13 protein-coding genes and 3 pseudogenes are annotated in these 18,666 nt (G+C 56.8%); 4 read left to right on the forward strand and 12 right to left on the reverse strand.

Features of this window, described 5'->3' with window-relative positions:
* Nucleotides 1-77 precede the first annotated feature (77 nt).
* Both panD and bioB read right to left on the reverse strand, forming a co-directional pair.
* Nucleotides 78-431: an aspartate 1-decarboxylase gene (gene panD, locus IVA95_RS28910; RefSeq protein ID WP_247513565.1), complete on the reverse strand. Its 354-nt coding sequence runs from the start codon at nt 429-431 to the stop codon at nt 78-80.
* Between the two features lie 47 nt (nt 432-478).
* Nucleotides 479-1,480 carry a biotin synthase BioB gene (gene bioB / locus IVA95_RS28915; protein WP_247513566.1) on the reverse strand — a complete coding sequence of 334 codons (1,002 nt, stop codon included), beginning with the start codon at nt 1,478-1,480 and terminating at the stop codon, nt 479-481.
* 294 nt (nt 1,481-1,774) lie between these two features.
* Here bioB and IVA95_RS28920 point away from each other — a divergent pair, with 294 nt between their 5' ends.
* The 4 genes and pseudogenes from IVA95_RS28920 to IVA95_RS28935 all read left to right on the forward strand — a co-directional run bounded on the left by IVA95_RS28920 (nt 1,775) and on the right by IVA95_RS28935 (nt 5,031).
* The gene (locus IVA95_RS28920; protein WP_247513567.1) at nt 1,775-2,410 is read left to right on the forward strand and encodes a GntR family transcriptional regulator; all 636 of its coding nucleotides are present in this window, start codon (nt 1,775-1,777) and stop codon (nt 2,408-2,410) included.
* A gap of 167 nt (nt 2,411-2,577) precedes the next feature.
* Nucleotides 2,578-2,883: a Dabb family protein gene (locus tag IVA95_RS28925; protein ID WP_247513568.1), complete on the forward strand. Its 306-nt coding sequence runs from the start codon at nt 2,578-2,580 to the stop codon at nt 2,881-2,883.
* Nucleotides 2,884-3,054: 171 nt separating this feature from the next.
* Nucleotides 3,055-4,450, forward strand: a pseudogene (gene pabB / locus IVA95_RS28930) (aminodeoxychorismate synthase component I).
* Complete coding sequence (locus IVA95_RS28935; RefSeq protein WP_247513569.1) at nt 4,447-5,031, forward strand: aminodeoxychorismate/anthranilate synthase component II; 585 nt, start codon at nt 4,447-4,449, stop codon at nt 5,029-5,031. Before pabB ends, IVA95_RS28935 begins: the two are co-directional and overlap by 4 nt.
* A gap of 308 nt (nt 5,032-5,339) precedes the next feature.
* Here IVA95_RS28935 and IVA95_RS28940 read toward each other — a convergent pair whose 3' ends face one another.
* The 10 genes and pseudogenes from IVA95_RS28940 to IVA95_RS28985 form a co-directional block, all read right to left on the reverse strand.
* Complete coding sequence (locus IVA95_RS28940; protein ID WP_247513570.1) at nt 5,340-5,987, reverse strand: class I SAM-dependent methyltransferase; 648 nt, start codon at nt 5,985-5,987, stop codon at nt 5,340-5,342.
* 1,085 nt (nt 5,988-7,072) lie between these two features.
* A pseudogene (locus IVA95_RS28945) lies at nt 7,073-7,338 on the reverse strand (patatin-like phospholipase family protein); the annotation flags it as partial.
* Nucleotides 7,310-8,863: an E2 ligase fold family C protein gene (locus IVA95_RS28950; RefSeq protein WP_247513571.1), complete on the reverse strand. Its 1,554-nt coding sequence runs from the start codon at nt 8,861-8,863 to the stop codon at nt 7,310-7,312. The gene IVA95_RS28950 and the pseudogene IVA95_RS28945, both read right to left, overlap by 29 nt.
* A gap of 4 nt (nt 8,864-8,867) precedes the next feature.
* Nucleotides 8,868-9,356: a Mov34/MPN/PAD-1 family protein gene (locus IVA95_RS28955; RefSeq protein ID WP_346658065.1), complete on the reverse strand. Its 489-nt coding sequence runs from the start codon at nt 9,354-9,356 to the stop codon at nt 8,868-8,870.
* A complete protein-coding gene (locus tag IVA95_RS28960) occupies nt 9,353-9,976 on the reverse strand; it encodes a putative metal-binding protein (RefSeq protein WP_247513572.1) in 624 nt (207 codons plus the stop codon). The genes IVA95_RS28955 and IVA95_RS28960 overlap by 4 nt, the downstream gene beginning before the upstream one ends.
* Entirely contained in the window at nt 9,969-10,262 is a 294-nt protein-coding gene (locus IVA95_RS28965) for a DUF2604 domain-containing protein (protein ID WP_247513573.1), read from the reverse strand. Before IVA95_RS28965 ends, IVA95_RS28960 begins: the two co-directional genes overlap by 8 nt.
* A 778-nt stretch (nt 10,263-11,040) precedes the next feature.
* On the reverse strand, nt 11,041-12,153 hold the full coding sequence (gene ald / locus IVA95_RS28970; protein ID WP_247513574.1) for an alanine dehydrogenase: 1,113 nt from the start codon (nt 12,151-12,153) through the stop codon (nt 11,041-11,043).
* A gap of 2,674 nt (nt 12,154-14,827) precedes the next feature.
* A pseudogene (locus tag IVA95_RS28975) lies at nt 14,828-15,562 on the reverse strand (serine hydrolase domain-containing protein).
* Complete coding sequence (locus IVA95_RS28980) at nt 15,559-15,714, reverse strand: beta-lactamase family protein (protein WP_247513575.1); 156 nt, start codon at nt 15,712-15,714, stop codon at nt 15,559-15,561. Before IVA95_RS28980 ends, IVA95_RS28975 begins: the two are co-directional and overlap by 4 nt.
* Nucleotides 15,715-16,003: 289 nt before the next feature.
* The gene (locus tag IVA95_RS28985) at nt 16,004-16,321 is read right to left on the reverse strand and encodes a hypothetical protein (RefSeq protein ID WP_247513576.1); all 318 of its coding nucleotides are present in this window, start codon (nt 16,319-16,321) and stop codon (nt 16,004-16,006) included.
* Nucleotides 16,322-18,666: the final 2,345 nt, after the last annotated feature.

The following is an 18,666-nucleotide window of genomic DNA, read 5'->3' on the forward strand; positions in this document are numbered from 1 at the left end:
ACTTCCAGAGGAGTCATCGATCGCGCCAGAGCTCTGATGCCGTCAAGCACAAAGGCTCCAACATCGCCTCATGGCTTTTAACTTGGTAGGATGCGGTTTTCTGAGTCAACCAGCACAACGCGGGGTCTGAAGAACTTAGCTTCCGCTTCATCAAAGGAGGCATATGCAACGATAGTAATTTTGTCTCCGGGCATCGCGAGTCGCGCAGCTGCACCATTCAAGTCTATGGTGCCCGACCGCCGGGGCGCTGCGGTGACATAGGTGGCGAAGCGCACTCCGGTTTCGATGTTGTAGATTTCGACGCGTTCGTTGATCAGGAAACCTGCCGCGTCTAGCAGCGCGCGATCAATTGATATCGAGCCCTCGGAGTGCAGATCGGCTTCGGTCACCGAGGCACGATCGATCTTTCCTTTCATCGACGTAATCTGCATTTGTCCCCTACACTGGAGTTTGCGTACAGCCCGCTCGCTGCCCTGTTTCACTTGAGACAAGGTGCGGACGTGATGCCGAGCCGGTCCAGCAAACTCGCGTCGCGGTCGGCTTTCGGGTTTTTGGTGGTCAACAGCACATCGCCGATGAAGATCGAGTTCGCGCCGGCCAAGAAGCACAGCGCCTGCAGTTCATCGCTCATGTACTGCCGTCCGGCGGACAACCGCACCACGCTCTTCGGCATCATGATCCGGGCGGTCGCGACCAGCCGCGCCACCGCGATCGGATCAGGACGCTCCGCGGTGTCGTTGACCGGCACGCCCTTGACCTGGTTCCACAGGTTGATCGGCACGCTTTCGGGAGGCTTTCGAAGATTGGCGAGCAGCACCAGCATGCCGAGCCGGTCCTCGAGGCGCTCGCCCATGCCAATAATGCCGCCGCTGCACACCTTGATGCCGGCCTCGCGCACATGTGCAAGTGTGTCGATGCGGTCCTGCAGCGTGCGCGTGGTGATGATCTTGCCGTAGAACTCCGGCGAGGTGTCGACATTGTGATTATAGAAGTCGAGCCCGGCCTCAAAGAGGCGTGTGGCCTGCTTCGGCGTCAGCATACCGAGCGTGACGCACGTCTCGATGCCGAGGCCTTTGACAGCGCTGACCATCTCGCAGATCTGATCGAGATCGCGGTCCTTTGGACTGCGCCAGGCCGCGGCCATGCAGAAGCGCCTCGCGCCGGCGCCCTTCGCGCGCTTTGCGGTGGCAACCACATCGGCGCAATCCATCAGGCGGGCGGCTTTCAGCCCGGTGTCGTAATGGGCGCTCTGCGAGCAGTAGGCGCAGTCTTCCGGACAGCCGCCGGTCTTGATGCTGAGCAGACTCGCCGTCTCAAGGTGGTTTGGATCGAAGTTGTTGCGATGAACGCTCTGCGCCTGAAACATCAGGTCGGCAAACGGCAGGCTATAGAGCGCTTCGGCCTCGGCGCGTCCCCAGCCACTGCGGAGCGACGCTCTGTTGCCGCCGTCGTTCCGCTCCACTCCCTTAGCAGTAACCAATGGACTAGCCTTCCCACTCACGATCAATCATAGATACCAGTGTCGATTATCGATAATAGCCGCCGGATCGATGCCAATTAACGGCCAGGGGACCGGCTAGAGATTATTATCGCCGCCCCCAAGCCAGCCTTCCGAAAAAGGTGTAAAGCCAATCGACGCGCAAAAACAGCAAAAACCTAGTTAAGCTTGGGGAAATACTGCACCATCAGAGGAATTTCATGTTTCGATTCGAACATCTCGCGTGGGGCCACTCGAACGGGCCCAACATATCCGCTCAGCTACGATAGATAATCTATGATCACCGACGAGAATACAACAATTGCCCAGCACATTGCAGGCTCAATTGGTGAGCGCATTATCAGCGGTGCACTGCAGCCAGACGCCCCACTGCGGCAGGATCATCTCGCACGGGAATTCAATTCAAGCCACGTCCCGGTGCGCGAGGCTTTTCGACAACTGGAGGCCCAACATCTCGTTGTCGCTATGCCCCGTCGTGGCGTGAGGGTCGCCCCGCTCGATGCCAATTCCGTGAAGGAGATCGCCGAGATGCGTGCAGCTCTCGAGGTGGTCGCCCTGCGCAATGCGGCTCCAAAGCTCACCTCTAGCCATTTGGCACGGATCGAGTTCGCCCTGATTGAAGGAGACAATGCCCAGACGATTCAGGATTTTGAGATGGCCAACCGCGCCTTTCACCAAGCGCTGGTGGCGCCGTGCGCGATGCCGCGCCTGCTCGCCAGTCTCGAGGGACTACAGCTTGCAAACTCTCGACTGGTGTTCGCGATGGCGCGAAGTAGCGGCTGGCAACCACGGTCCAATCAGGATCACCGCCTAATTCTGCAAGCATTGCGAGCGCGCAACGTCGATCAAGCCTGTAATCTGCTCGCGCGCCACATCCAAACTATTGAGCGCCTTACCCTTCCTGCGTCCTGACCGTCAATGCGATCTGGCAAGTTCCGCTGCAGACCGCGCTCCATTGCAAGACTGTCAAAGCAGCGACCATCTTGCCGGGCGACGCGGGATACGGCGCTAGCGTTGCAGCGGGCTTGATCCCACGATAGTTATGCGACCTACTTGCGATATCACTCCTCAGGTTATCCATGATTCGTCATATCGTCTTGTTCACCGCCAAGGATGAGGCCCAGATCGACAAAATGATCGAAGGCCTGTCGGTTCTCACCACAATCCCGCACGCCCGCCGGCTCGAGGTTGCTCGCAATCGCAAGACCGACCAACTCGGCAACGACATCGACGTCGTGGTTTATGGTGAGTTCGATAACGAGGCGGATCTCGCAGCTTACAAAGCGCATGATCTATACCAGGAATCGATCCGTCGGGTACGACCACTCCGCGAACTGCGGTTTGCGGCCGACTACAATGTATTAACAGATGTGCGTTTTGCCTGAATAGCAGCGATTAGCCAAGTTAGTCGGCGCGCCGTGTCCACTGATGGGGGTTAACCTGATATTAGATCTCAAGAGCTTGCGGACAGACGAGCGTCGCTCTCGTTTGGGTGAGAACCACAATCGGAGCGCGTCTCACGGCATGCCAGTCGTCAGTGACTGACAGCCCGCCCGATGCACGTCCGCGAACTGCAGTGGATCGAGCCTGTTGCAGCGATGCGATGTCTCGCGCATCGACCGCACCTTACGTTTCTCGATAGCGCGGCAAGACAAGAGTTGCTTGGGCGGTACTCATATCTGACCTGCGACCCGTTCAGTACCTTTATGGTCGCGGACGGACGGGCGAGTTGCAATGGAGCGGCTCTCGAGGGCGATCCATGGGAAGTTCTTCGCACCCTGCTCGCGAAGTATCCGCAAGAGCCTCGCCTCGATCTCCCGCCGTTCCAGGGAGGCGCGGCCGGCTTTTTTGCTTACGATCTGAACAGGACACTGGAGCAACTGCCGACGCCCGCAATTCCCGGTCAGGGTTTGCCCCAATCTGTCCTGCATTTCTATGATGTGGTGGTCAGCTACGACCACCGCGACGACAGATGCTGGATCGTCTCTACCGGATGGCCGGAACAGGATCCCGCACGTAGGAGCGAGCGTGCACGCCGTCGAGCCGATGAGTTTGCAGCACTGCTTGCTAGCCCACAGTTGCCACGGAATGAGGCCCTGGGCACATCCGGCGGATGTCATTCGAACTTCAGCCGTGACGGCTACATTGCGGCGGTACAGCGCGTCATCGACTTGATTCTGGCTGGAGACGTCTTCCAAGCCAACATTGCGCAGCGCTTCAGTGCCAGGATGTCGCCCTCATTTGATCCGCTTGCCTTCTACTGCCAGCTGCGTTCATTGAACCCGGCACCCTTTGCAGCCCTCCTGCGATACGGCAAGTTGACTATGGCATCCAGCTCCCCGGAACGGTTCCTAAAGCTTGCCGGACGAAAGGTCGAGACGCGCCCTATCAAGGGCACGATTGCGCGTTCCGCTGACTCCGAGGAAGACCAGCGCCGCGCTGAAATTCTTGTCGCGTCCGAAAAGGACCGTGCCGAGAACATTATGATTGTCGACCTCCTGCGTAGCGATCTTTCGCGTGTTTGCACGCCGCATTCGGTCGAAGTTCCAGCGCTTTGCAACCTCGAATCCTATGCCTCAGTGCACCACCTCGTGTCGATCGTTACGGGTGAACTTGCAGAAGAGCAAGACGCCGTTAACCCTACTGCGAGCTTGCTTTCCCGGCGGCTCCATTACCGGGGCGCCAAAGGTGCGATCAATGGAAATTATTGCCGAAATCGAGCGTGTGGCGCGAGATATTTATTGCGGGGCGATCGGCTTCATCGGCTTCAACGGGCATATGGACACGAATATTGCGATCCGCACCGTAACGATCGACGACGGTCTAGCTGTGTTTCATGCTGGCGGCGGGATCACGGCGATGTCGGACCCAGAGGCCGAATACGAGGAGACGTTCGCCAAGGCGCAGCGAATCTTTGACGCATTTCGTGCTGACGCATGCGGTGCATCTTGATTGTCATCATCGACAACTACGACTCCTTCGTGTTCAACATTGCCCGCTATTTCCGTAAGCTTGGTGAAGCAACGGAGGTGATCCGGAACGATGCGCTAACAGTCAGCGATCTTGTCGGCCTCAAGCCGCGCGCAGTGGTTATCTCGCCCGGCCCCTGCACTCCACTCGAGGCCGGAATATCTACGGCCATCGTCCGCGAACTTTCAGGTCGCCTCCCCGTTCTCGGCATCTGTCTCGGACATCAGTGTATTGGGAGCGTGTTCGGCGGACGCGTAGTGCGTGCACGTCGCCCCATGCACGGGCGGTCTTCGCATATTGCCCATGACGGCCGGGGGCTATTCACTGGACTCTCATCGCCGCTTTGCGTTGGCCGCTACCATTCTCTTGTTGTTGAGCTCGATGAGACATGCGCCCGGCATCTCAAGGTGACCGCGCGTTCCGAGGAAGGCGAGATCATGGCCCTCGCACATCGGTATCAACTAACTTATGGCGTACAGTTCCATCCCGAATCGATACTTACCCAACAAGGGCACCTACTTCTTTCAAACTTCTTGCGAATAGCAGAAACTTCGTTCGCCTGAGAATCGAATACTATGGCGTCCGTCTGACGTCCGTAAGAAGCGTGCTGCGCAACGTGAGAGTGAGCTGGCTCCCTCCTCAGCTCCTCCTCAGCAAACGAAACTCGATCCAAGATGCCAGCAGAAGCGCGGTAACCGCACTCAATTCGAAGAGAACTCCGCTGCGAAAGAACGTGACTTTATGCGAGGAGGTTGATGCACTCTCATGGTTGGATCATCTCATTTGCTTTATGCCGCTTCTGAAGTGGATCCGAAGACCTCCCGACAGATCACGTTGCGCAAGACGAGGTCGAGAAAACGAGGTGGTAGGCTTAGACTACCTTCACGCAGAGCTCCGCGCCAACTTTGATTGGCAACATTAAACGCAGAAACCCGTTTGCTGGGTCCCGGACAAACTCGAGAAAGTCCGGCTCAGCATTCTCGCTCATCACATAGCCCCCAATCCGCACTTGCGGTGCGACAATCTCTATAACTTGTCGGGCCAACGAGGGACCCTCATTCAGAAGCCAGCCGTCCATCAGAACAAAATCTACTGGTCCACCGAGATCACGCAGAGTCCGCCGGGCGTCCCCTTCCCTAATCTCGGCGTAGACCGAGAGACCTACATGGCGCAGGTTGCGACGCGCTGCTGCTGCCTTCGCCGAGACGAGTTCTGATCCAATCACGATCCCACCGCCATTGTCACGCATTGCGGCGGCGAGATAGAGCGTCGACATTCCGGTAGACGTCCCAAATTCCGCAACGCGCTTCGTACGCAGCCATCGACAGAGCAGATAGATCAGTTCGCCCTGCTCCGGCGCAATGCCGAGACCGTATTCCACGTAGTCAAAGGGGTTGCGGCTCGCTTTGGGGTTGTTACGTGGTCCACCGTCAAGGGGATACTGTTCCGAAAGCAGGCGCGCAGTTACCGCGTGAAAATTCTCATCCTGAATGAGACTAGGCGCAACAGCATTCGACATGGCTTGATTTCTCCGTTCGAGTGGATTGCATCTCAGTTGAAGGTCCAGGAAAACTTCAGGATCGCTTGCGCGTCGGTTACTTGGCAGTACGCGCTGCCTCACATGGCACCTAAGGTGGTACTTAGAGTTTCTGGGAGCTCCCATGCTACGGACCCTGAAAACTAATGCTGTCAGTACCGCCATCATTAGATCTTGATGGCTTCACGGCCTGCTCGACCGCATCGGATCCAGCGGGGTGCCAAAAATGTACGAGCGTGTCGCCTCTCATGCTGTGCGGCCAAGAACTTCGCAACTGTCCATTCCACAGCTGAAAAAGTGGCACCATGTTGCGGCCGAAGCTTCGAAACAATTTTCCATCTTTCTCAACCTTAAGAAACTGCCTGCCTCAGACACGCCCTAACGCAACTAATAGTAGCAACGATTCATTTCAAGTTTGTGTCGTGCAAGTAGAGTTCAAGCATGTGTGAAGTCGGCCCAGCCTATCAGGATGAGAAGATAAACTCTTCGACTTGGCATATTTGTAGAGGATCCTTGCAGAAGAATACGAGAACGCCATTTTTTCCAGTATATTGAGAGACACCGTATTGCAACACGTTACGACAAACTGGCGCGCATCTGGCTTCGTCTGCCTGGCCGCCGCTCTTGCAATGGATGGATTTAATGAGCCCGCAGGACTTAGAGCTTCGTGAACTGACAAGATATCACTGACGAAGGTAGCGGGTGCCTTGTGCCGACTTCTTGGAACGCGTCTACACGCCCGATTCCCGTTTCGGACAGCAACAGCAATTCACATTTGCGCTTAATCTTCCTCAATAGATACCGGCGGCGCGTGCCCGCGCAACGGCTTTTCCTCCCTGCGCGTCAAGGCAGCGGCGCCATGACCTGAGAGCGGCTGCATAGAACAGCGGAAGCCATCAGCGATCTGCGCGCGCGTACTACCGTCAAGGACGGAGATTCCCGAGCCGATGTGCAAGGCGATACCGGTCGTGCGCACGATGGTGCTCAGGCCTCCGAGACCAACGACCAGCCCTAGTGATCGCAAGAAGACGAACGTCGCTGTAGCGATACCGAGGTCACGCTGTTCGATTCCACAGGTGGACCGAGAAGATCAGCGAGCCCAGCCTCGGTTGTCGTCCAATACCATTCTGTAGGCGCGTTGGAGAGGATGCCGCCGTCCCAGTAAAGCTCGCCATTGACGCGAACCGGCTGAAACGCTCGCGGCAGGGTTCCCGAAGCGATGATGCGCCTGATGTCGACCTTCGAAACTACGCGTCTTGGTGGAGCGCGCGTGCGCGGCGCCTACTGTGAGGCGAAGCGTTCCATTATTGATTAGATCGAATTTCACGAGCTGCGCAGCCTGTGTACTTCCGCCGGTACGCAGCTAAAAAGTCTTCGTCAGCGCAGATGCACCGTCCCGACGTATCTTTCGCCTTGGGATCGTGAAGATGCGATGCGAGTGGACGAAGCAGGTTAATTCGTGTGCTTGTAGTCCGCATGTTCAGAAGCCCCGAAGCGTGCTTCACGAGATCTGCCGCCAACATTATGCCAGCAAGAGCCGACTGAAACGACATCGGTACGACCGCTCTCACGGGCTGCGCTCCATCCGTCAGGCGCATGACAATCCCGCCGCAGATTGCCCGCTGGTGAAAGGATCGGACGGACAGTCCGATGAACTCTCTAAGGGCTTCGGACGGGATGTCGAAGGCCTTAGCGACGCGCTCGACGAAACCGGTATCCACCGGCCTGTTTGTCTGAAGAAGATGCCGGATCTCCTGTCGGGCCTCCGGCATCTTCAGCTCCTCAGCCATCTTCTCGTCCTCGTCCTTTATCTTCCCGTGAGGCAAGTAAAGGCAGGCCAGACAAGCCCGGCCGTCATCAAAGCCATGGCGCGATACCCCGAGATCGAGTTCCTGCGTCCAGGCGTTTACGATCCATTTCGGCAACACTCCTTGCACGGCAATGCGATCCGGAGCGTTGTCCAATGCGACAGCGATTCTTTCGAACATCCAATCGTTCCGATCACTCAAATACACGTCCCATTTGGCACAATACGCCGACACTTCCAGCGCCGCCTCCGCGAGCGCGGCACGCGCCAGATCCACTTTTGGTGAACCAACATCAGATTGGCTGGTCAGCACGTAGCGCTGCAGATTCGAGAGGTCGACCTCCTCATGGTCAACCAGACGGAGCGATCCCTTAAGGCCCACTGCACGAGCCAAGGCCCAAATGGCGCCATTCCCGATAGCGCCGAGGCCTACGAGGTGGGTGTCGCCGATATCCGTTCCCTCAAAGCTCGGACCAGAACCAGCGGTGTCATGGTCATAGGTCAGCATCGATAGGTCGATATGGTCGTCGGCGTCGCCCTGCTCCAGCTGTTCGGCAAACACCGTGCGAAAGACGTTGGCGGCGGCGAAGCATGACGCAGCCCCTGCACCGAACGGATTCATCGACTCGCCCGAACCAACTGGGCCGTTGCTCGAAAGTTTGGCTCTCCATCCGTCCGAACCGATGAAGAAAGTCGGACACTTAGTCTGCGACGGACTGCATCCAATAACCACGCAAACAGTGATAGCCTTCCTGGTCTTGGCGAGTTCGATTTGCGGATTGATGGACTTCGCTAGGAGCTCCAGGGTGGGAACGTAACGCTTCGCCTCTGGATCGAGCGGCCGCAGCGCGATCGTTGGATAAAAACGCGACAGCAGCCTGATAATCAAGTCCAGGCTAGCCCTGCCTTCAAAGGTCTTCACGGCTGTGCCGTCGAAAGATACCCCGATCACCTGCGTCGAAACTCTATCCTCGAACGCCGACATCTTGAAATTGGTCAGGACCCGTGACGCCGCCGACGCTGCACGGTCCATGAAGTTGGCCATGGCCATTCGTTCAATCCTTGACTGAAATCATCCGCGTAAGCTGGCCAGCGGACAGGGGTCGCCACACTCCGGTCCCATCAAGCCGGTACGATGCGACGTTCCTGAGATCGAAGGCCGCTCGCGCGAAGTCCGGCACGACCAAAGATAAGCATCCCACCGTCGTGGCGATCGCGTACTCGTCGTCCGTGCTGGAATGATAGGCTCGGCCGGGATGACTGTGTATCTGGGCGATGAGCGCAAGTTTCTCTCGGTAAAGCCATACATTTATCCGATGCAGCTCTTCTGGTCCTGTCACGACGCACACCCCGTCGGGAGTGCGTATGTGACGCTGGGCAGGAATGAGTGTCCTATGTACTTGAAAATGGTGCCCCGTCTGACGGCCTACCCAAAGGCCAAGACCTTCATGCCCCTCACGCCCCACTTTCCGTAAATGGGTATGGAGTTCGTCCATGCAGCTACTTGGTACCGAGATGGCGGCAACGTCCGCGATCTGATTCATTCCGGTACCGCCAGTAATGAGGGCAGCGCGCTCACCGCCGGGACCTGCACCTGCACTTGCACCTGGTAATGCTCGATCGGCTTTACCCCGTGCTCCCAAATCTTTTCGAGGATAAAGACTAACGATCCTTCGCCAGAGCTTCGATGCATCAGCCATGAATCACCAGTATGAGCGGGATTGTCGTGATATTCGCGAATGCCGGGAAGACAAATAAATGGTCGATCATCAGGGCTGTTGGACTGAATCATGTTTGCCAGTTGCACTCCCCCCTGCTGGGCCAGCGCCAGAATGGTTTCGGGAGTTGCGCCGGGGATTGCCGCGCGGCGAAGCATTTGCACCTGGAGCAATTTGGCAGGTATTGGTTCGCGCGTGAAAGGATCCACGAACATGACTGAGGGAGGCCGCAGATCGTAATCTGTAAAGTTCAGCACGATGGCAGCGACGATCGGAGGCGGTCTAGGCTTAGTCGCCGCGAAAACCACGAAGATCTCCGGAAACTCCGCGTCAAGCAGGATCCAGCCTCTCTTACGATAGGTCGATTCCATGTTCCGATACTTGGCAAGCTCCCGCTCGAACTTTGCGCGTGAGACTTCGGGATCGACCGTTTGGAGATCAGACACCGGCCACGCCAGCCTTGAGACTCAGGAACAGCGTCACTTCCTTGCCGAATCCAAACTCTCCCACCTTCTTGTCCGGGTCCAACAGCTCGCCCGCCTCGTTCTTGATCTCCCAATTCTCGGGCGGTTGAGCCAGGTTCTTCGTCTTCTCCAGCGCTTTTTGGCGGGCCACATGCAGCGGCTGCTGCGCTACGGCCTTAATCACGACAGGCTGACCGTTCACGACCATTGTGATTTCAACGAAATCCGCGCCGTGATCATTTCCTGGCTTCTTCTCGCTATTCTTCATTATTGGACCTTTTGTGTGTGGCCGGCGCTTGGAATCGATGCTGCCGATTGAACGCGGGGAACGAAAAAATGGGAGCATGCCACAAGACCCAATCGAAAAAGCCTTCATTTTGCGCGTCCCGACGCAGTTTTCAGGCGTCCTCCCGGTTGCAGGCGTCTAGCGCTAACTCATCGACATCTCCGACCCGTAGCGGCTTGATGATGCGGACGGCGCCCGCGCATCATCGCGGGATGGGCACCAAGTGCGACAATACATCTACGGCGCGATGATCCGTGCGTGGCCAAGCGCGTGAAGGCAGCGGAAAAAGGAATCAGCTTGATTATCCAACGATTTCTAGGCGCGTTTGGAAAAACCAACAAAAAAACTGCTTCAGCAACTTCTCTGGCTTGGCAGCCGTTTCCTAACGCTTGTCATGGCCTCATGAGCTAATTTACGAAAGTCGCGGCTACATCGGGGACCTTGGACAGTCCGACACGAACTTGACCAAAAGCGAACACGCTGATCGACCGCGCTATCTCCACCAGCTCGGAAAGCCCACGTGGCAACGCCGCTACACCCCTTGTTGCAGAAGCACGTTTTCGTATCGCCGGGAGCCGAAAACGCCGAGCGGTTATTCTCTGGGAGTGCTGCCCGACTTGATCTGCGAGTTACAAGACAAGTCGAACTGCGTTAGTGGACTCGTTGTCTCCGAAGAAAACGCCACTTGTCTCCCAAAAAAAGGGCCACTCCGAAGGAGTGGCCCAAGTAAGGGAGGAAACGCCCTTCAGGGCCTCTGGGATCAGGCCGCAGCCTGTTCGATCGGTGAGAATGGTAGGCCGAGACTCTCGGCCACAGCCTTGTAAGTTAGCCGGCCCCTATAGACGTTGAGGCCTGCGCGCAGGTGCGGATTTTCGAGGACGGCTGCAAATCCCTTGCTGGCGAGCGCCAAGCCGAATGGCAGCGTAGCGTTATTCAGCGCCTGGCTTGAGGTCAGCGGGACAGCTCCCGGCATATTGGCGACGCAGTAATGAATGACGTCGTCAATCTCGTAGGTTGGATCAGCGTGCGTCGTTGGACGGGATGTCTCGAAGCATCCGCCCTGATCGATAGCTACATCCACGATCACGGAGCCCTTGCGCATCGAGCTCAACATGCCGCGGCTGACAAGTTTCGGCGCGCTCGCGCCGGGAACGAGCACCGCGCCAATGACGACGTCTGCCGCAAATACCTCCTCCTCAACGGAGTCTATCGTCGAGAACCTGGTACGAACGCGGCCTTCGAACAGTTCATCCAGCTCGCGAAGCCGGGGTATCGAACGGTCGAGGATTGTGATTTCGGCACCCAAGCCCGCCGCCATGCGTGCCGCATGCGTACCGACAACCCCGCCTCCGATCACCACGATACGGGCCGGCTGGACACCCGGTACGCCACCAATCAACAGCCCCCGACCACCTGTATACCGCTTCAGGGCCGCTCCGGCCGCTTCGATCGCAAGCCTTCCCGCGACCTCGCTCATCGGCGCAAGCAGCGGCAGTCCGCCATGCGCGTCAGTTACGGTTTCGTAGGCGATTGCGGTGCACCCAGACTTGATCAGGCCCTTGGCCTGCTCCGGGTCCGGGGCCAGATGCAGATAAGTGAAGAGAATCTGGTTCTCTCGCAGCTGGCTCCATTCGGAAGGCTGGGGCTCCTTGACTTTTACGATCATGTCGCTCGATGCAAAAACCTCGCGAGCGGAGTCTAGAATCGTTGCGCCAGCCTTGCGATAATTGTCATCTGTAGCGCCTATACCAGCACCGGCATTGGTCTCGAGCAGTACACTGTGGCCTGCGGCCACATACTCCCGGACCGCTCCAGGGGTCAGGCCCACGCGGTATTCGTGCGTCTTGATTTCCTTGGGAACGCCGACCTTCAATTGCAATCTCCTAACTTGGACAAACGCTTTTATAATCGAAAGAGCGGTACAAACCTGCGACGCCTGCAGCCGAGTATCGTCTAAATTCACCGATTATTAGCAGCATCATGCAGGATTCCATCGGAATGACACCCCAGCGCCGAGCTCAGCACCGACGCGCGGATCGAATCGAATGGATTATCCAACATCGCGACCGCGCGCTGGCAGCGCGCGCTGGAGAAAGATATACCACTGGATATCAGGGCGTTGCTTGACCTGAGCCCATTCAGGCCCCAACACTACCATGCTGGTTAGAGTCACGCTGGACAGCTAAAGTAACGAGGCACTGAATTGTTCGAAACCGGCATTGTCAAATGCCAGTCAGTGAATCGCTGGTTTCTGATGTCGGCAAGCGACTATCTCCTCACAGTTCTGGCTCGTGATATCCAAAGGCTTTCGAGAGATTCAATGGAGACGGCCATCCAACAAATCGATGTAACCTGCCACTGCGTATTTCCTCCAGATGGATTTAGAAGCCGCGCCGAGCCGCGCTAAAGCCGCCGCCCATCGAGTAAGGCGCTCTCCTGATTTCAGGTTAGAATGCTCGCCGCTTGGGTTTTTGGGTGGGGCGAACGCAAGGCGCGTCGCGCTCGCGCTGGAGGAGCCATGCGCTCACGGCGTAAGCTGTGCCGAACACAGCGAAGAAGATCGACAGCAAAGTGAAGAATAGCATCTGCGACACACTTAGTTTTGTTTGCGGAACGCGGGTCTCGTCAGATTTCCTGTCGGACTCCGGTTAATCAGCTTGCTGAGAATCTCTACACCCTGACGCTACGTAAGGTTCAAGCCACTGGAACAGATTCAGTACGAAGCGTACAGAAGCAGCAGTTTTTCAGTTCGGCACGTCGCTTGCTTGTTCAAGCAGTATCAGACATCATTGATAGGGGGCTCCGAGCGTCCTCGGCACCGTTTCGGGTCTGCTCCGCCAACTCTCTGCGGCCAATCGGCAGGAGGTGCGATATGACACTGCACGTTCGGGCAGTTGTGGCTGCGTTCGCGTTGGCTCATAATCCCTGGGTCGTCTTGTAGTCGGAGTGTATGACCGCGAAAGATGTGCATGTAGCGGGGTCGGCTTGTTCCACGGCGGCGTGGTTGGCGCATACGATTATGTCAGCCACCGCTACGTCGCTGGCGAGTAACCTAACTTGTACCACCACGGTGAAAGTCGGGACCTAATACTCACACCGAATGGCTTGGGAGTACAGGGGCTTTGACCACGACACGTCATCCGACTTCTCAGTGAGTAATGCGAGGTGCAGCCCACATGTTCGTATTATAGTGTTTGATCGTTGTAGGTGGCTTGCCGCCTTCCTACGTGAGTGGCTGAGTTTACAAGCATCTGGCGTTCGATGAAAAGCTATCAAGCATTCGCCCTGATGGGCCGTTCCATCAACTGGAGAGTCGCCCTGCGGAGCACAACGGTTCTGGCCTCCGCGTGGCTATTCGTGCAGCTCGCACAGATCTCGAGCGGCCCTCGATCGGCACAAGCCGGCGCTCCGCCAAGCGGAGCTCCCGTCAATCCGGCCCCGCCCGATAACCTAGATGCGGATTACAAGTCAGTTAACGCTCGCTCACTCCCGGCGGGGCATTGTCGCGTCAAGGATTCGGAGGTCAGCAACGTTCAGTTGGGCTCAAACTACGCAGACGTTGTTTACGTGTTCGGCTGCGCAGGCACTATCACTTCACGTGAGACCGTTGATGGATTCAAGTTTCACGTGCTTGCTTGGAATGACGGGCAGATCTTAGTACTATTCGTAAACGGAAAGCTCTCGATCGCATCGCAGTCCGGCCTTCGGTAGAAGATTCGAGGCTCTCGTAAGCCTGGCGAGCGCATTTGCTCTTATCCTTTTTTGCATCGCCGCCTTACACATGTGCTGATCTCGCAAGGCGTAAGATACCAGAAGCGCCGATTTGTTAGCCTGAAGACAATCCCAACAATTTGACGTTACGTGCGGTTCGAGCCTTAGAACACAGCCAGCGCGAAGTGCCTGCAGACGCTGCCATTTTCCGTTCATTACGCTGCTTGCATTGTTCAAGGCAGCATCGCCAATAGCCATCGCGGTGACGTAGGGGCAGCCTCCGGCGCTTGACAGCGGGTCGGGTTCGCTCCGCCCAGCTTCGGCGGCGATTGGCTGCGTGTGTGTTTGTGAGGGGATATGAAACCGCACTTGCGGGCGGCTGCCGTCGCATTCGCTGACGGTCTCCGCCGTGATGTCCTCAGCGTTTACGAACGTGAAACCCGTGGGTATGATAGAATCAGTGCTCTCCGTACGCGGGTACAGAGCGGCCGGATACGGCCATGACACGCGAATGGTCCAATGCGATAATCGGCGACACACGAAATGTTGGCGCAAAGTCTCGCTTGCCTCGTTCTGCTCTCGACGAAGGCGGCAACAATGCTTCGGGATCAGTTGCCAAGTGCCTGCGCGACCAGCGCCTTAATCATGCGGTAGTAGTAGGTGCGAGTAGATCCTGGGATCTGGCGCCATGAAAAGTTTCTCCGTTGGATCGATCCAGAAGAACGTTCCACCCTAGCCTGCCAACATGTACTCGCCTTCGGAACCCGGCACGCCTGCGAGTCCTGGCCCTTGCCGGACCAAAAAGCCAAGTGCGAACGTATAACCATCCAAACCCATCAGAGAGATGCCGGGTGATGCTGGTACCCCGGGACGATTGCGAGGTGATCTGAAGTCATCAGTTTAACCGTGGTTGGGCTGAGATACCGACGGCCGTCCAGAGTTCCGCCATTCAGCATCATTTGACAGAAGCGCAGGTCGGCCGCTGTCGATACGCCGCCTTCTTCGGCAAGGTCATTCGACGGATCGATCTTCATGTCGAGAAATTGTTCCTCCTTGCGCAGCGGCTCGGCAATTCGACTCCAATTTGCCTGAGGAACCCTAAAACCAGTGTCAGCCATCTTCAGGGGGCGGAATAGCCGCTCATCACGAAACGCCGATAGGCGCTGGCCCGAGATCGTCTCGACCACGCGGCCGAGCACATCTACAGCCAAGCCGTACTCAAAGGTGGCGCCCGGCTCACGGACCAGAGGCACTTTGGCAATCCCGACCGTGAATAGTTCAGGCGTGATCAAGCGTCACGGCTCAATAAGACGGTTTGCTTCAATGTAGGCCACTTTGATCTCCGGAATTTTTGAGAACTTTCCGTAAGTAAGCCCAGCCGTATGCCGGAAGAGATCATGGATGGTCATCCGACGTTTGGCGGGCTCGCGGGTCGTCTTGCCGTCTTCGTCCGTGGCCAGGACGTCCATTTTGGCCAACTCCGGCAGGAACTTGGAAACGTGATCGTTGAGCTGGACCTTGCCTTCCTCGACCAGCATCATGGCGCCAACTGAAGCGAGTGGCTTTGTCATGGAACAGAGGCGAAGATCGCGTCCTCGGTCATCGGCTTACCCGCCGCCTTATCGAGGAAACCGACAGCTTGTGAATAGATCAGATTGCCTCGCCGGGTGATCATAACGACGGCGCCTGGCATGCGTTCCGCATCGACTTCCTGTTGCAGCACCGCGCGAATTCGGGAGAGCCGCTCTGGCGAAACACCGACGGCTTCGGGTTGGGCGCTTGGCCATGTAGATGCTATTGTCGCTGACAACATGCTTGTGGCAACGATCGGGCTCCGAAACGCCGGCCTCATGGTCCTTCAAAATGTCGGTGATCTGTCCTTCCGAAAAGCGATTGCGCTTCATGCTCTGATCGTTGTCTTGGGCGAGAACGAACTTCAAACCGGTTAAGCCCGCGGGCACGGTCAGCGAGGCCTTGTCTTCAGTAATCCTAGTTGTAAGTGAGCACGCGTCTCACTTCAGTTGTGCAGCTTCACGCCAATCTGTGAACTCCAGCTCGAATCGACCAAAACCCGCGGGCTTGATTGTGAATTTGACGGTCTTTCCTGAGAGGGCCGCCAATGTGCCGGATGCGAAGTTAAACACCGTCTTACCGGAAGCGTTGAAGCCAACAGCTTTACCGTCCTCCATGACAGTAGAGCCGGTGCCCTCCAAGACCTGCCCAACCGCAAATCCGTCAGGCGCGTGGTGAAGGTCGAGAGAAGCCAAATACGTTCCTTTCTGACCATGCCATTCACTTACCGATACTGCTGTAACAAGGGCTTCCTTCAAGAGACCATCCACGCCGCGACAGGTATATTGAAAGCTGACAATGTCGTGTTCATTCCGATCACCTATTGGCTCTCGAGCAGCGACTATGGCTGTACAGTCGTAGCGCCCGATTGTGTCAGCGAGGGTAACCCCGCTGATCCAAATCGAACCGAGAGCGGAACATAGTGCAGTAGCGAGAGAGGGCTTTGTCATTTTGGGCTATGCCTTCGCGGATGGATTCTTCGCCTGGTACGTACAACTTGACGCCACCTTCGAGGGCTTGTCGCGTGAGTGCTTCCCAAAGCTAGGACGAGCGGTCTAGGTGCAATCATTGACGCAGCAGGGTAAGGAGCACCACCTCTACTTTGATTGCCTCCGTGAATGGAAAGGATGTCGGCAAGCGGCTATCTCCTCATAGTTCTGGCTCGTGATATCCAAAGGCATTCGAGAGAATTCAATACAGGCGGCCATCCACCAAATTGATGTAACCTGCCACTGCGGTTTTGCTCCAGATAGATTTAGAGGCCGCGGGAGCCGCGCTAAAGCGTGCGGCCCATCGGGTAAGGCGCTCTCGGGTTTCAGATTAGAATGCTCGCCGCGTGGGTTTTTGGGTGGGGCGAATGCAAGGCGCGGCGCGCTCGCGCTCGCGCTGCCGATCACAGAGCCGTGCGCTCACGGCGTAAACTGTGCCGAACACAGCGAAGAAGATCGACAGCAAAATTAAAAGGACCATCGGCGACACATTTTGTTTGTTTGCGGAACGCGGATCTCGTCAGATTTCCTGTCGGACACCGGCAGCCTGGTTCGTTAGCTTGGTCAGATCTCTACACCCTGACGCTACGTAAGGTTCAAGCCACTTGAACAGATTCAGTGCGAAGCGCCTGCAGAAGCTGACGTTTATCGGGTCCGCACATTGCCTGCTTATTCAGGCAGCATCACCAATGCGCCCGTCATATAGGGGCTCGGCGTTCTCGGCCACCGTCGGATCCGCTCCGCCCAACTCTCTGCGGCCAATCGGCAGAGGTGCGGTATGAAACCGCGCGTTCGGGCGGCTGCGGTCGCGTTGCCCCCTAGTCTTGTCGTCGGAGTGTATGAATCCGAAAGGGTGTGTCTATTTCGGCGTGTTCGCACGCGGCGGTGTAGTTGGCGGATAGGACTATGTCAGCCACTTCCACATCCTGGGCGAGTTACCGAACTTTTACCACCACGGTGAAGCGTCACACCTAGTACTCGCACTGAATGGCTCGGGAGTGTACAGGCGGCTTTGACCACGACACGTCATCCTACTTCTCAGTGAAAGTAACGCCAGATGAAGCCCACATGTTTTATTACAAAGACGACTCATATCTCGCATACAGCGTTTGATCGTGAATCGCAGGCGACCTCTGGCGCCTCTTTTACTTGAGCCATAAGTATTGACGTCTACAAACATCTGGCATTTAATGAAGACCTCTCAAGCATTCGCCGTGACAGGCCGTTCCATCAACTGGCGAGCCGCCCTGCGAGCACAACGATTCTGGCCTCCGCGTGGCTATTCGTGCAGCTAGCCCAAATATCGAGCGGGCCCTCGACCGCACAAGCCAGCGCTCCGCCAAGTGGGAGCCCTCGTCAATCCGGCTGCCCCTGATGACCTGGATGCGGATTATAAGTCGGTTGACGCTCGCTCACTCCCGGCCGGGCATTGTCGCGTCAAGGACGCGGAGCTCAGCACTGTTAAGTTGAGCTCGAACTACGCGGACGTCGTCTACGTGTTCGGCTGCGCTGGCACTATCACTTCAAGTAAGATCGTCCAAGGGATCAAGTTTCACGTGCTTGCTTGGAATGACGGGCAGGTCTTAGCGCTATTCGTTAACGGAAAGCTGTCGATCACATCGCAGTCCGGCCTTCGGTAAACGATTCGAGGCTCTTGCACGCTTGTCGAGCGCATTTACTCTTGTGCTTTGCATCTGGCCTTACACATGCGAAGCCGATCTCGTCAGGCGTACGACATCAGAAGCGGCGATTTGTTAGTTTGCAGACAATACCAGCAATCTGGCGTCACAAACGTCGCTGTCGTCGAGGTGGGGACCATAATCGGAACGTTCCTCCCACACGCGGATTGTCGGTGACTGACAGCCTGATGCACGCGCGCGCGCTGCCGTGGATTGAACCTGTCAAAGCGATGCATGTCTCCCGGCACCTCACGTTCCAAACACGAAGATCCAGACGCTAGCACGTGCTGACGTTTAATCACCATTCTTGCTGAGCGAAGGACACGACTGTCCCGTCGCGGAGTGACTGAGCCGCAGAGTGGTGCCACCGAAACGCATGCTTGGCGACGAGCCTACAACACTGCCAAATTGCGCGAGCACTAAATGGACTTGAAA

The organism is Bradyrhizobium sp. 157 (assembly GCF_023073815.1).
In the GTDB taxonomy this organism is placed as follows: domain Bacteria; phylum Pseudomonadota; class Alphaproteobacteria; order Rhizobiales; family Xanthobacteraceae; genus Bradyrhizobium.